Annotated in this window: 9 protein-coding genes and 2 pseudogenes; 3 read left to right on the top strand and 8 right to left on the bottom strand. The window is 63.3% G+C overall.

Features of this window, described 5'->3' with window-relative positions; translation table 11 throughout:
* Positions 1-69 precede the first annotated feature (69 nt).
* The gene (locus I5S59_RS09525; protein ID WP_197876365.1) at positions 70-546 is read left to right on the top strand and encodes a PA2169 family four-helix-bundle protein; all 477 of its coding nucleotides are present in this window, start codon (positions 70-72) and stop codon (positions 544-546) included.
* Here the strand turns inward: I5S59_RS09525 and I5S59_RS09520 are convergent.
* From I5S59_RS09520 to I5S59_RS09490, 7 genes are all read right to left on the bottom strand, one after another.
* Positions 543-2036 (bottom strand): sensor domain-containing diguanylate cyclase, encoded by a 1494-nt coding sequence (locus tag I5S59_RS09520; protein ID WP_197876405.1) that lies wholly within the window; start codon positions 2034-2036, stop codon positions 543-545. The two genes, I5S59_RS09525 and I5S59_RS09520, sit on opposite strands and share 4 nt — an antisense overlap.
* A 157-nt stretch (positions 2037-2193) precedes the next feature.
* Positions 2194-3528 carry an OprD family porin gene (locus I5S59_RS09515; RefSeq protein WP_197876364.1) on the bottom strand — a complete coding sequence of 445 codons (1335 nt, stop codon included), beginning with the start codon at positions 3526-3528 and terminating at the stop codon, positions 2194-2196.
* Positions 3529-3733: 205 nt separating this feature from the next.
* Positions 3734-3958 (bottom strand): hypothetical protein, encoded by a 225-nt coding sequence (locus I5S59_RS09510; protein ID WP_197876363.1) that lies wholly within the window; start codon positions 3956-3958, stop codon positions 3734-3736.
* A 196-nt stretch (positions 3959-4154) separates the two neighbouring features.
* Positions 4155-5534, bottom strand: coding sequence for a heavy metal sensor histidine kinase (locus I5S59_RS09505; protein ID WP_197876362.1), 1380 nt, complete (start codon positions 5532-5534; stop codon positions 4155-4157).
* Positions 5509-6183 carry a heavy metal response regulator transcription factor gene (locus I5S59_RS09500; protein ID WP_128323804.1) on the bottom strand — a complete coding sequence of 225 codons (675 nt, stop codon included), beginning with the start codon at positions 6181-6183 and terminating at the stop codon, positions 5509-5511. Before I5S59_RS09500 ends, I5S59_RS09505 begins: the two co-directional genes overlap by 26 nt.
* A 9-nt stretch (positions 6184-6192) precedes the next feature.
* Positions 6193-9294, bottom strand: a complete 3102-nt coding sequence (locus I5S59_RS09495; protein WP_197876361.1) for a multidrug efflux RND transporter permease subunit — start codon at positions 9292-9294, stop codon at positions 6193-6195.
* Positions 9291-10457 carry an efflux RND transporter periplasmic adaptor subunit gene (locus I5S59_RS09490; protein ID WP_197876360.1) on the bottom strand — a complete coding sequence of 389 codons (1167 nt, stop codon included), beginning with the start codon at positions 10455-10457 and terminating at the stop codon, positions 9291-9293. The genes I5S59_RS09495 and I5S59_RS09490 overlap by 4 nt, the downstream gene beginning before the upstream one ends.
* 250 nt (positions 10458-10707) lie before the next feature.
* Here I5S59_RS09490 and I5S59_RS26720 point away from each other — a divergent pair.
* Both I5S59_RS26720 and I5S59_RS26715 read left to right on the top strand, forming a co-directional pair.
* Positions 10708-10989: pseudogene (locus tag I5S59_RS26720) on the top strand (PAS domain-containing protein); the annotation flags it as partial.
* Positions 10990-11295: 306 nt separating this feature from the next.
* Positions 11296-12291, top strand: a pseudogene (locus tag I5S59_RS26715) (methyl-accepting chemotaxis protein); the annotation flags it as partial.
* A gap of 10 nt (positions 12292-12301) precedes the next feature.
* Here I5S59_RS26715 and I5S59_RS09480 read toward each other — a convergent pair.
* Entirely contained in the window at positions 12302-13201 is a 900-nt protein-coding gene (locus tag I5S59_RS09480) for a chemotaxis protein (protein ID WP_197876358.1), read from the bottom strand.
* Between the last annotated feature and the right edge of the window lie 45 nt (positions 13202-13246).

Raw genomic sequence — 13246 nt, 5'->3', positions numbered from 1 at the left:
TTTGAGGGCTGGCACGAACACTGCTCGGTAGTACTGCATGGTTTTTTATTCATGCAAAGGAGACGTGTCATGAGCAATCCCAACAAAGACGTAATCTCGGTACTCAACGACCTGATCGAATTCAGCAAAGACGGCGAGAAAGGTTTCAAAACCGCCGCTGAAGACGTGAAGAATCCTGGGCTGAAAACCTACTTCATGCAGCGCACCGGCGAGTGCAGCACTGCAGTTTCCGAACTGCAGCATCAGGTGCGTGCCCTGGGCGGCGACCCGGAAACCTCGACCAGCGTCAGCGGCGACCTGCACCGTGGCTGGGTCAACCTCAAGTCGATGCTCACCGGCAAGGATGAGGTGGCCGTGCTCAATGAAGTCGAGCGCGGTGAGGACCACGCCCTGAAAGCCTACAAGGATGCGCTGGAGAAACTCGCCAAGCTGAGCATGGCGCCGGGCACCGAGGTCATTGCCCTGGTAGAGCGTCAGTACCATGGCGTGCAACGCAATCACGACCAGGTCAAAGCCCTGCGCAACCAGGCCCGGGCTCAGGCTTAAGCCGCCGTTTCCACCCGGTTGCGGCCATTGCGCTTGGCACTGTAGAGCGCTTCGTCCGCGTTGCCCAGCAAGGTCGCCAGATCGTGCTGGGCGCCTGGCGTGTGGCAGCCGATGCCGATACTCACGGTGACCGGTTGTGTGTCGCCGCCGAACGGCGGCAGCGCCTCGACATTGCGGCGAATACGCTCGGCCAGCAGTTGCGCGCCGTGACGGTCAGTCTCCGGCAACACCACCAGAAACTCCTCACCGCCGTAGCGCGCCGCCAGGTCTGCCGGGCGGCGGATACTGCATTCAATCGCCGCCGCCACCTGGCGCAGGGCTTCATCGCCGCCGGCGTGGCCGTGGCGTTCGTTGAACGCCTTGAAGTGATCCACATCGATCATCAGCACCGCCATCGGGCTGGCCGAGCGTTGCGTGCGCGCCCATTCCTGGCGCAGCACCTGGTCCAGGCGCCGACGGTTGGCCAGGCCCGTCAGGCTGTCGGTGGCGGCCAGGGCGGCCAGGCTTTGTTCGGCGCCCTGGCGGCGACGCAATTCGCGGCCCAGCAACAGTGTCAGCCAGAGGATGCCGATGCACAGCACGCTGGTGGCGCCGCTGACGAACAGCGCAGTGCGCCGCCACGACTCGAACACTTCGTCTGCCGAGCGGGCGACGATCACGATCAGGGGTAACTCGCCCACCCGCGCAAAGGTGAACAGCCGCTGCTTGCCGGTGCGGCCGGAGTTGCCGGCAAAGGTGCCGCTGATTTGTGAACGGATGCGCTGGAAGTTGGGCCGGTCGCTGTAGTTGGTGCCGATTGTCGGCTCGTCGGGCGCGGCGGGCTGGCGGGCCAGCAGGGCGCCTTCGGTGTTCATCAGGTTGATGCTGCTTTCGCTGCCGATATCCAGGCGCTCGAACAGCGCATTGAAATACGACCGGCGCAAAGCGCCGGCGGCCACGCCGTTGAACTCGCCGTTGGGCCCGGAAATACGCCGGCTGAAACTGATGCACCAGTCCAGATCACCCAGGCGCGCCTTGAACGGCTGGCCGATCAACAGGCCAAGGTTGGGGTTGTCGCGGTGGGCCTGGAAGTCCGCGCGGTCGGCGAAGTTGGCCTGGCGCGGGATGGCGCTGGTGGAGTCGGCGACGATGTCGCCCTGGGCATTGAGCCAGAGAATGTCGCCGCGCTCGGGGGCGGTAACCGCCTGGTTGAACAGAATCGGTTGGCGCAGTGCAGCTGGAATAGCTTGTATCTCCGGACGCTGGATCGCCCAGATCAGCCCTTGCAGGGAGTGGTCGTAGAGTTCGACGTTGCGCACGATGTCGCTTTCGATCAGCTGCACAATGTTGCTGGCGGAACGCGCTGCCGCTTGTTCGACGCTGGTGCGCTCGCGCATCAGCAGGAAGCTGACGATGGCAACAATGGCGAGCACCGCAAGGCAACTGCCCAGGTTAAGGATCAGCTCAGGGTGAGACTTATACAGGGCGGATCGCGTGGATCGGGTGGGCAAAGTCATGGTCGCTGTTGCCGATGACTCTGCAAAAGTCGCGGCCTGGTTACGTGGCGGCCGTATTCTAGGGGGCAGCTGATTGTCGGACAAGAACTTAATGGCCGTCAGCCGACGGACAGGGCTGGCGCGAACGCCAGCCCGGCCTGGGGCGCTGTGATCAGAAGATGTTCAGCGGGTAGTCAACGATCACGCGGTACTCGTCGACATCGGCGTCGATTTGCGCGTAGTCCTGGTTACCGCGGTGGCTGGCCCAGCGCAGCAGCACCGACAGGTCTTTCAGGCTACCTTCCTGGAACACGTACTGCAGGTCGAAGTCGCGCTCCCAGTGGCGGGCGTCATTGCCTTCGGCGTTGTACCAGTGTTCGCCATAACCGACGCTGTTGGGGTCGACCTTGGTCAGGTCCATCTTGCCGCTCGAGTACGACACCACCGAAGTCAGGCCCGGCACGCCGACACCGGCGAAGTCATAGGCGTACTTGAGTTTCCACGAGCGCTCGTTGGGGCCGTTGAAGTCCGAGTACATCTGCGAGTTGTCCAGGTACACGCTGTCGCCCTGGTTGATGTAGTCGAACGGGGTGTTGCCGTTGACCCGCTGGTATACCGCGGTGAGGCTGTTGTAGCCGACGTTGACGGTGAAGTGCAGGCTGTAGGTGTTGTTGTCGATGTGCCCCAGCAGCGACTGGCCGGTGTCCTGGGTGTGGTAGTAGTGCAGGCCCGGGTTGAGGCTGACCAGCTCGTTCACCTGGTAGGTGTAGTCGAGGTCGAAGTAGTACTGGTTCCAGATGTCCTTGAGCTCGGAGGCGTACAGGCTCGAGGTCAGGTTCGGCACGCCGCTCCAGGCCATGCCGGCCCAGTTCAGGTGACGGCTTTCGCGGTCATCGGGGAGGGCGCCGTAGAAGGTGTCGATGCGGCGGTGGCCGCTCTGGTTGTATGGCTTGGTGAAGCTGGCCTGGCCGCCTTCGAGCATCAGCCCCTCGATGCTGTTGTTGGTCAGGCTGACGCCGCGAAACGTCTGCGGCAGCATGCGTGTTTCGCCACCGGCGATCACCGGGTTGGTGAGGAACAGGTCACCGGCCTTCAGTTCGGTGTCGAAGGCCTTGAGCTTGACGGCCGCACCGGCGGTCGAAAACGAATCCGGCGCCTTGCCCAGCTCTCCGTCACCCTTGGTGTTGATCGGCAGAATGCTCGAGCCTGCGGTACCGCCACCCCCGTCGAGTTTCAGGCCGAGCATGGCGTGGGCGTCGAGGCCGAAGCCGACGGTGCCCTGGGTGTAGCCCGATTCGAACTTGCCGAGAAAGCCCTGTCCCCATTCCCTGTTGTCACGCACCCCGCGGTCGAGCTGATTGCGGTTGAGGTAATAGTTGCGCGCGTGCACGTTCAGGCTGGACCCTTCGATAAATCCCTCGGCCTTTTCGTCCTCGGCGTGGGCGTTGAAGGGGATCGTTGCAGACAATGCAACGAATAGCGGGGTGAAACGTAAAGCTGTGTTCACCGGGGTGGACTCCTTGCTGTAAAGGTGGGGCAGTTTTTATTGTGCGAAGCACGATCTTTTTATGATTGAACGGGCCAGCGGACTGGCACTTTTCGACACGCCAAAAAAAACCGCTGATAGGCAGCGGTTTTGGAAGACAACCGCACAGGCGCTTAAGTCACCTGTGCTGTCGCCGGGGGAGTCGAAAAGTTTTGCGGTGTGGCTATCAGCTGTCGCTTGCGTCACTCGAAAAACCCTTGGCGGCAGTCTGTTCTGCGGGTTTTGACGATTGGTCAGCCTTCGCGGCAATGGCGTCGCGAGCCTGTTCGTGGACAGCGGCCAGTTCGGCATTACGAGCGACGAACGCCTGAGATTCCTCGGCCATGGCCAGGGGGGACAAGAACAGGGAAGACAGGACGAATACGCTGGCAACACCCATACTGTTGGACATTTGATACAGCCTTCTTGCGATGCAAGTGTTAAGTAGGTTTGATTAAATTAGTCGGAATTGCCGGCGAGAAACAGTGACTTTTTCGAGAAGTACTATTGCGTCAAAGGTAATAGTCGTGATGGTGGGGGGCCCTTCGCGGGTAAACCCGCTCCCACAGGAACCGCTAATTGTGGGAGCGGGTTTACCCGCGAAGCTGTTAGGCCGGCAACAACATGCCAAAGGTATTGGCACCGGCCTGGCTGCGCACGAACACGCTGCCGCCGTGCATCAAGGCAATCGCCTTGACGATGGCCAGGCCCAGGCCGTGGTTGCCGCCGCCGCTGGTGCGCGCGGCATCGACGCGGTAGAAGCGCTCGAACAGCATCGGCAGGTGCGCTTCATCAATCGCCGGGCCGGGGTTGCTCACGGCAATGCTGATCTGCCCGTCGCGCTGCTCGATGCTCACCTGAATCACCGAATGGGCAGCGGTGTGCTGCACGGCGTTGTTCAGCAGGTTGATCAGCGCCCGGCGCAGTTGGGCCTTTTCAATATGGGCCTGGGCATCACCACTGACCTCGACACGCACCTGGGCGTCTTCAAGGATGTAGTCCAGGTAATCCAGGGTTGCCGCGACTTCTTCGGCCAGCGAGCTGCAGGTCAGCGCCGTGGCCTTGCTGCCCTGGTCGGCACTGGCCAGAAAGAGCATGTCGTTGATGATGGTGCGCAGGCGTTCGAGCTCTTCCAGGTTCGATTGCAGCACCTCGAAGTAATGTTCGGCACTGCGCCCGCGGGTAAGGGCCACCTGGGTCTGGCCGATCAGGTTGGTCAGCGGTGAGCGCAGCTCGTGTGCCACGTCAGCATTGAACGCTTCAAGGCGCGAGTATGCCTGGTCGACCCGCTCCAGGGTGGAGTTGAAGGCGCTGGCAAACTGCGCCAGCTCCGGGGCCAGCGCCGATTGCTGCAGGCGCCCGCTCAAGCGCGGCGGCGCCAGTTTTTGCGCTTCGGCCGAAAGCGAACCCAACGGGCGCAAACCGATCCGTGCCACCCAGTAGCCGAGCAAGGACGCCAGCAGCACGCCGAACACCGACAGGCTGATGATCGCCACCAGCAACGTCTGCTGGGTTTGCCAGAAGGTTTCGGTGTCGATGGCAATCAGAAAGCGCAACGGCGGTCGCGCGCCCATGGCCGGCAGCTCGCTGACCAGCACTTTGTAGGGGTAGGGGCTTTCGGCCAGGCGCAGGTCACGCATGCCCAGTGCGCCATTGGCAAAGGCGCGGATGGCAGCGTCGGGCTGACCGTATTCGAAGGTGCTGTTGCCACTGACCACCCAGAAGCGGATGCGCCGGTCTTCCTCGCCAAGCAAGTTGAGCTTGTTGGTGATCTTGGCCCAGTGCTCGAGGGTGTCGTAGCGGGTCAGCGACGACTCCAGCACGCTGAAACGCGCTTCCAGTTCCGCTGCCGGCAGCAGGTCGAGGCTACGGTCGACCTGTTTGTACAGGGCACTGCCGATCACCAGGAACACGCCCAGCGCCACCAGGGTAAACAGCGCGCTCAGGCGCAGGGCGATGGAGTTAGTCGGCACGGTTTTCCAGAACATAGCCCATGCCTCGGATGGTGTGCAGCAGCTTGGTGTCGAAGGGGCCGTCGAGCTTGGCCCGCAGGCGCTTGATCGCTACTTCGACGACATTGGCGTCGCTGTCGAAATTGATGTCCCAGACCAGTTCGGCAATGGCCGTTTTCGAGAGGATCTCGCCCTGGCGCCGGGCCAGCACGCTGAGCAGCGAGAATTCCTTGGCGGTCAGGTCCAGGCGTTGCCCGGCGCGGCTGGCCTTGCGGCTGATCAGGTCGACCCAAAGGTCGGCAACCTGGATCTGCACCGGTTCGTGGCTGCCGCTGCGGCGGGTCAGGGCCTGCAGGCGGGCCACCAGTTCAAGGAAGGAAAACGGTTTGCCAAGGTAGTCGTCGGCGCCTTCGCGCAGGCCATGAATACGGTCTTCGACCCGCTCACGGGCGGTGAGCATGATCACCGGGGTCTGCTTGCGCGCGCGTAGGGCGCGCAGCACACCGTAGCCGTCCAGGCCCGGGAGCATGACGTCGAGGACGATCACCGCATAGTCGCCTTCAAGGGCCAGGTGCAGGCCGTCGATGCCGTCGCGGGCCAGGTCCACGGTGAAGCCCTGTTCGGTGAGACCGCGGTGCAGGTAGTCGGCGGTCTTTTCTTCATCTTCGATAATCAGCACGCGCATGTTCGGCTCTCAACTGGCAGGGGACTGCGCCACGCGTTGCGATGCCTGGCGCCGATGGAACAAGCGCTCCAGGGCCAAGTATATGATCGGCGTGGTGAACAGTGTCAGCGCCTGGCTGACCAGCAGGCCACCGACCACGGCAATACCCAGGGGCTGGCGCAGCTCGGCCCCCGCGCCCATCCCGAACATCAACGGCACGGCGCCCAGCAACGCGGCGAGGGTGGTCATCATGATCGGCCGGAAACGCGTCAGGCAGGCCTGGTGGATCGCCTGCTCGGGGCTCATGCCCTGGGTGCGCTGGGCATCGAGGGCGAAGTCGATGAGCAGGATGCCGTTTTTCTTGACGATACCGATCAACAGCACGATGCCGATCAGGCCCATGATGCTGAAGTCCTGGCCGGTCAGCCACAGCAGCGCCAGGGCGCCAAGCCCGGCCGAGGGCAGCGTGGAGATGATGGTCAGCGGATGGACGAAGCTCTCGTAGAGCACGCCGAGGATGATGTACACCGCCACCAGCGCGGCGAGGATCAGCCACGGCTGGCTCGACAGCGAGCTCTGGAAGGCCTGGGCTGCGCCCTGGAAGTTGCCGATGATCGAGTCGGGCATGCCCAGTTCGCGCTGGGTGCGTTCGAGGATCTGCACGGCATCGCCCAGGGCCACGCCCGAAGCCAGGTTGAACGACAGGTTGGCCGCCGGGAACAGGCCGTCGTGGCTGATCGACAGCGGCCCGGTGCTGGGCGGCGCGACGTGGGCCAGTACCGACAGCGGCACCATCTCGCCACTCAGCGGCGAGCGCAGGTAGAAATAGTTGAGGCTTTCGGCCTTGCCACGCTGGCGGGCGTCGAGTTCGAGGATCACCTTGTACTGGTTGGTCTCGGTCTGGAACTCGCTGATCTGGCGCTGGCCGAAGGCATCGTAGAGCGCCTGGTCGACATCGTTGGTGGTCAGGCCGAAGCGTGCGGCCGCCTTGCGGTCGATCTCGATGCGGGTGACGCTGGCGCCCAGCTGCAGGTCGTTGGACAGGTCGCGAAACGCCGGGTTGGCCTTCAGGCGTTCGGTCAGGCGTTGGGTCCACAGGTTAAGCGCCGCACCATCGTTACTCTTGAGCACGTACTGGTACTGGCTGCGGCTGGGGCCGGAACTCAGGTTGATGTCTTGCCCGGCACGCAGGTAGAGGACCACGCCCGGTACCTTGGCCAGTTTCGGGCGCAGTCGATCGATGAACTCGCTGGCCGAGACATCGCGGTCGGCGCGGTCCTTGAGGGTGATCCAGAACCGGCCGTTGGCGATGGTCTGGTTGCTGCCGGTGACGCCCACCGCGTGGGAGAACGCCTTGACCGCCGGATCGGCCTCGATGACCTTGGCCAGCGCCTGGTGCTTTTTGATCATGTCCGGGTAGGAGATGTCGGCCGCGCCTTCCGAGGTGCCGAGGATGAAACCGGTGTCCTGCACCGGAAAGAACCCTTTGGGGATCGCCACGTAGCCGACCACGGCCAGTGCCAGGGTGACGCCGAAGATCCCCATCATCATCCGCTGATGCGCCAGGGCCTTGACCAACACGCGTTCGTAGCCGGCCAGCAAGTGCTCGCCGAAGGTCACCTTATGCGCGTCGCCGTGTACCGGGCGGTCCATGAACAACGCGCAGAGGGTCGGCGCCAGGGTCAGCGAGACCACCACCGAAATCAGGATGGTCGAGGTCGCGGTAAGGGCGAACTCCTTGAACAGGCGGCCGACAACACCGCCCATGAACAACAACGGAATGAACGCGGCCACCAGCGAAAAGCTGATCGAGACCACGGTAAAGCCGATTTCCCCGGCGCCCTTGATCGCGGCCTCGCGCTTGCCGTCGCCCGCTTCCAGGTGGCGGTGAATGTTCTCCACCACCACGATCGCGTCGTCGACCACAAAGCCCACGGCAATGACGATGGCCACCAGGGTGAGGTTGTTGAGGCTGAAGCCGAACAGGTACATCAGGGCAAAGCTGGCGACCAGCGACACCCCCAGCACCGCCGAAACAATCAGCGTCGCCGACCACTGGCGCAGGAACAGCGCCATCACCCCGATCACCAGGATGACGGCGATCATCAGGGTGATCTCGACCTCGTGCAGCGAGGCGCGGATGGTTTGCGTGCGATCGTTGAGTACCGACACCTCGACCGAAGCCGGAAGCATCTGCTCCAGACGCGGTAAGGCTTCCATGACCTGGTCGACGGTGTCGACGATATTGGCCCCGGGCTGGCGGAAGATCACCAGGTTCAAGCCCTGTTGCTCGCCGGACCAGGCTTTGACATAAGCGTTCTCGGCGCCATAGATGACCTTGGCGACATCCTTCAGGTGCACGGGGGCGCCGTCGCGGTAAGAGACGATCAGTTGCGCATACTCGTCGGGATGAAACAGTTGGTCGTTGGTCGCCAGGGTCGAGACGCTGTTCTCGCCATACAAAGCGCCTTTAGCCAGGTTCAGGCTGGTTTGCTGGATCGACTGGCGCAGGTCGGCCAGGGTCAGGCCCAGGGCGGCAAGTTTTTCTGGCTGCGCCTGCACGCGGATGGCCGGGCGCAACTGGCCGGTAATGTTGATCAGGCCGACGCCTTCGATCTGGCTCAATTGCCGGGCCAGCAGGGTTTCGGCGTAGTCACTCAGTTCGTTGGCGGGCATCTGTGCCGAACTGACGGTAAGGATCAGCACCGGGCTGTCGGCCGGGTTGACCTTGCGCCAGGTCGGTGGGCTGGGCATGTCCTGGGGCAGGCGGGCGGTGGCGGTGTTGATCGCCGCCTGGACTTCCTGGGCGGCGGTGTCGATGCTTTTTTCCAGGGTGAACTGCAAGATCAGGTTGGTCGAGCCCAGGGCACTGCTCGAGGTCATCTGGGTCATGCCGGGGATGGCGCTGAACTGCACCTCCAAGGGGGTCGCCACCGAGGAGGCCATGGTCTCTGGGCTGGCACCGGGCAATTGCGCGGTCACCTGAATGGTCGGGAAATCGGCTTCGGGAAGCGGCGCCACCGGCAGGCGCGGAAAGGCGATAACGCCGAGCAGCACCAGGGCGAAGGTCAGCAGCAGGGTGGCAACCGGGCGGTCGATGCACCAGGCCGAGATCGAGCCGCGCGCGTTCATGGCTGCACCTGGCGGTCGGCAACGTCTTCAGGCGCGGCGGTTTCGGCAGCGACTTCCACCGTGGCACCGGGCTTGAGCCGCGACTGGCCGTCGGAGACCAGCTTGTCGTCCTTGCTTACACCGGCAACGATGTTCAGCGCGCTGTCCTGGTACAGCACCTTGACCGGCACGCTCTCGACCTTGTCGCCGACCAGGCGGTAAACGTAATGGCCGTCGATGCCGCGTTGCACAACTTGCGGTGGGACTACCAGCGCCTGCTGGTCGAGGGCGGTCTGCAGCTTCAGGGTTACCAATTGGCCCGGCCACAGGCGCGCACCGGGGTTGGCGAACTCGGCCTTGACCCGGATGGTGCCGGTGTTGGCCGCGACCTGGTTGTCGATCAGGGTCAGGTGGCCTTCGGCGAGCAAGGTGCCGCCGCTGTCGCCGTCACCTTCCAGGTAGGCCTGCACCACCGCAGCCGGCTGTGCCTTGAGCAGGCCCTGCAAGGTTGGCAGCATGTTTTGCGGCAAGGAAAACTCGACGCCGATCGGGTCGATCTGGGTAACGCTGAACAGCCCCTGGGTGTCGGCCACGCGCAGGAAGTTGCCTTCATCGACATTGCGAATGCCGACCCGGCCGGTCACCGGCGACAGAATCCGGGTATAGGACAACTGCACCTGGGCAGCTGCAATGGCCGCCTGGTTGCCCTGCACCGTGGCTTGCAACTGGTTGAACAGCGCCTGTTGCTGGTCGAGGGTCTGGCGCGATACGCCGTTGTCGATACTCAGCTCCCGGTAGCGCTTGAGGTCGACGCCCGCCACACCCAGTTGCGCCTGGCTCTGGCCGAGCTGGGCCTTGGCCTGCTCAAGGCTGGCGCGGATGGCGCGGTCGTCGATGGTTGCCAGCAGGTCACCTTCTTTCACCCACTGGCCTTCCTTGACCAGCAGCTGCGTCAGTACGCCTTCGACTTGCGGGCGGATCACCACGCTGTGCAGCGACAGCACCGACCCGATGGCGCTGGCAAAGCGCGGCACGTCTTGTTGCTTGACGGCGACGACGCGGATCGGGATGGCACTGAGGTGCACGGTTTTTTCTTCGCCCGAGCGCTCGAACAGCCACGCGGCAGTGCCTGCCAGGGCCAGGAGAACAGCGCAGATCACGAGGGAACGGGTGGGGATACGCATAGGTGCTGGACACCGCCGACAGAAAAGGAGCGTGAGTTTAAGTCAGTTATAGCGGCCCGACCGGGTCAGCAACGTGACGCCTAACTGACAGCGCTGACAGGTTGCCGGGTGGGTGTGAAGGGCAGTGGACTGCACCGGAGTCGGCTACTGGCAAATTGCCAATATCCTGCGCTGGATCAATGAATCAGGTCAATTTGCCACTAGCATCGTATGCCCTGCCGATTCTCCCCAATAACAACGAGTGCCTCCGATGAAGAGCAATATGCCTGTGACCGGTCGCAATGTGGATTATCCCGGTGACGCCAACATCCTTTCCACCACTGACCTTTCCAGCACGATCACCTACGCCAATGATGATTTTGTCACGGTCAGCGGGTTCAGCCGTGAAGAACTGATGGGCAGCGCGCACCATATCGTGCGCCATCCGGATATGCCGTCGCAGGCATTCGCGCAAATGTGGCAGACCCTCAAAAGTGGCCGGTCGTGGATGGGGCTGGTGAAGAACCGCTGCAAAAATGGCGATCACTATTGGGTCAGCGCGTTCGTTTCACCGATTGCCAGCCAGGGGCAAACGGTGGAGTACCAGTCGGTCAGGACCAAGCCGTCGGTCGATCAGATCGAGGCGGCCGAGCGTTGTTATGCACAGCTGCGCAGCGGCAAAACGCCGTGGTGGCAGCGTCTGCCTGTGTTTGGCCTGGGCACGCAACTCTGGGCCGGTGTGACCTTGGGGGTGGTGCTGGCGTTGGCCCTGAGCCGGTTGCTCGCACCATTGCTACCTTGGCCAGAAGTCATCGAATTGCTGCTCGCCAGTGGCTTGAGCGCGGTGGTGATCATGGCCGTGCTCAGACCCTTTCGGCGCTTGTGTGCCGAAGCAAAAAGTATTGCCGACAATCCGTTGAGCCAGCACCTTTACACAGGCCGGCGCGATGGCATCGGCCAGATCGACTTCGCCCTGCGCATGCTCAAAGGCCAGCTCGGCGCGGTGGTCGGGCGCATCGGCGACACCTCAAGGCGCCTGGCCGGGCACAGCGGGTCGCTGGCGCAGTCGCTGCAAAGCAGCCACAGCAGCAACCTTGAGCAGCAGGGCGAAGCGGACCAGATCGCTACGGCAATCAACCAGATGACTGCCAGCGTCGCCCAGGTCGCCAGCAATGCCCAGCAAGCGTCACAGGCCGCTGATCAGGCCGAAGGCGAAACCCGAGCCGGGCATCAGCTGGTCGATCTCAACCGCAGTGCGATTCAGGAGCTGGCCAGCTCGCTGGGGACCGCCACGGAAGTTATCCACACCCTGCAGCATCACAGCAGCGAGATCACCGGGGTGGTCGAGGTGATCCGCGCGATTGCCGAGCAGACCAACCTGCTGGCGCTCAATGCCGCCATCGAGGCGGCCCGGGCCGGTGACCAGGGCCGTGGCTTTGCCGTGGTGGCCGATGAGGTACGCGGCCTGGCCCAGCGCACGGCGCAGTCGACCCACGAGATTCAGCGCATGATCAGCGTATTGCAGAACGGTGCGCGCGACGCGGTGCAGGTGATGCAGCAAAGCAGCGAGCATGCCGGGCACAGTGTCGAGCAGGCGCTGCGCGCCGCCAGTGCGCTGGACGGTATCAGCCTGCGGGTCAACCAGATCAGCGAGATGAGCGTGCAGATCGCGGCCGCGGTGGAGCAGCAGAGTCAGGTCAGCGAGAGCATCAACCGCAACATCATCAGCATTCGCCAGGCCAGTGAGTCCACGGTGCAGGTCGGCCAGCAGAGTCACCTCAGTGCCAGCGATGTCGCGGCGCTGGCCGAAGACCTGCGCCGCCTCGCCGCCGAGTTCTGGCGGCGCTGTCACTGAACTGGCGGGCTCAGCTTTCGCTGTAGGCCACAGCCCGCGCCGCCACGATCAGGCAGTCGGTGAGTTCTGGCGAGGAGAACTTGGTGAGCACCGCGTTGGCACCCGCCAGGCGGGCTTTTTCGCTGTTCATCGCACTGTCCAGCGAGGTATGCAGCAGTACGTAGAGGTGCTTGAAATCCGGCGTTTCGCGCAGGGTACGGGTGAAGGCAAAGCCGTCCATCTCGGACATTTCGATGTCCGAGACCACCACGTTGATTTCCTGATCGGTGCCTTGCAGGTCCAGCAGGGTGTTGATCGCATCCTTGGCGCTGCGCGCGGTGTGGCATTCGATGCCGAGGCTGCGCAGGGTATGCACCGACTGCTGCAGGGCCACCTGGCTGTCATCGACGACGAGGATGTTGGTGGCGGCCAGGACCGCGGCGTCGTCCGGGTTCAATTCGCTGATGATCGGCTCATGCGCTGGCGGTGCGATGCCATGGATGACCTTTTCGATGTCCAGCACCTGCACCAGGGTGTTGTCGACGCGGGTGACGCCGGTGATGAACGACTTGTTGCCCGAGCCGAACGGCGGCGGCTTGATGTCGGTGCTCAGGCAGTGAACGATTTTGCTTACCGCCTGCACATGCAGGCCCTGCTTGGAGCGGCTGATGTCGGTAACGATCAGGCAGCCGCCCAGCGGGTCTTCAAGCGGCCGCTCGCCAATGGCGCGCGACAGGTCGATGACCGACAGCGAATTGCCGCGCAGGGTGGCCACGCCTTTGACGTGCGGGTGCGACTCCGGCAGTTTGGTCAGCGGCGGGCACGGGATGATTTCACTGACCTTGAGCAGGTTAATGGCCATCAGCTTGCCGCTGCGCAGGGTGAACAGCAGCAGCGACAGCGAGTCGGCGCGGGCATTGTGCGAGGCCATAGGCACCTTCAGGACAGATTGAATGGGGAGATGCCGGGTTATCGA

It is taken from the genome of Pseudomonas alkylphenolica (assembly GCF_016009175.1).
GTDB lineage: Bacteria > Pseudomonadota > Gammaproteobacteria > Pseudomonadales > Pseudomonadaceae > Aquipseudomonas > Aquipseudomonas alkylphenolica_B.
Note: the sequence above shows the minus strand (reverse complement) of the source record. Positions and strands in the feature narration are given on the sequence as shown.

What these genes read in the sequence shown, in the direction of transcription:
- I5S59_RS09490 (WP_197876360.1), bottom strand. Translation starts at nt 10,457, where the DNA reads ATGCGTATCCCCACCCGTTCCCTCGTGATCTGCGCTGTTCTCCTGGCC.
- I5S59_RS09505 (WP_197876362.1), bottom strand. Translation starts at nt 5,534, where the DNA reads ATGTTCTGGAAAACCGTGCCGACTAACTCCATCGCCCTGCGCCTGAGC.
- I5S59_RS09495 (WP_197876361.1), bottom strand. Translation starts at nt 9,294, where the DNA reads ATGAACGCGCGCGGCTCGATCTCGGCCTGGTGCATCGACCGCCCGGTT.
- I5S59_RS09480 (WP_197876358.1), bottom strand. Translation starts at nt 13,201, where the DNA reads ATGGCCTCGCACAATGCCCGCGCCGACTCGCTGTCGCTGCTGCTGTTC.
- I5S59_RS09525 (WP_197876365.1), top strand. Translation starts at nt 70, where the DNA reads ATGAGCAATCCCAACAAAGACGTAATCTCGGTACTCAACGACCTGATC.
- I5S59_RS09500 (WP_128323804.1), bottom strand. Translation starts at nt 6,183, where the DNA reads ATGCGCGTGCTGATTATCGAAGATGAAGAAAAGACCGCCGACTACCTG.
- I5S59_RS09510 (WP_197876363.1), bottom strand. Translation starts at nt 3,958, where the DNA reads ATGTCCAACAGTATGGGTGTTGCCAGCGTATTCGTCCTGTCTTCCCTG.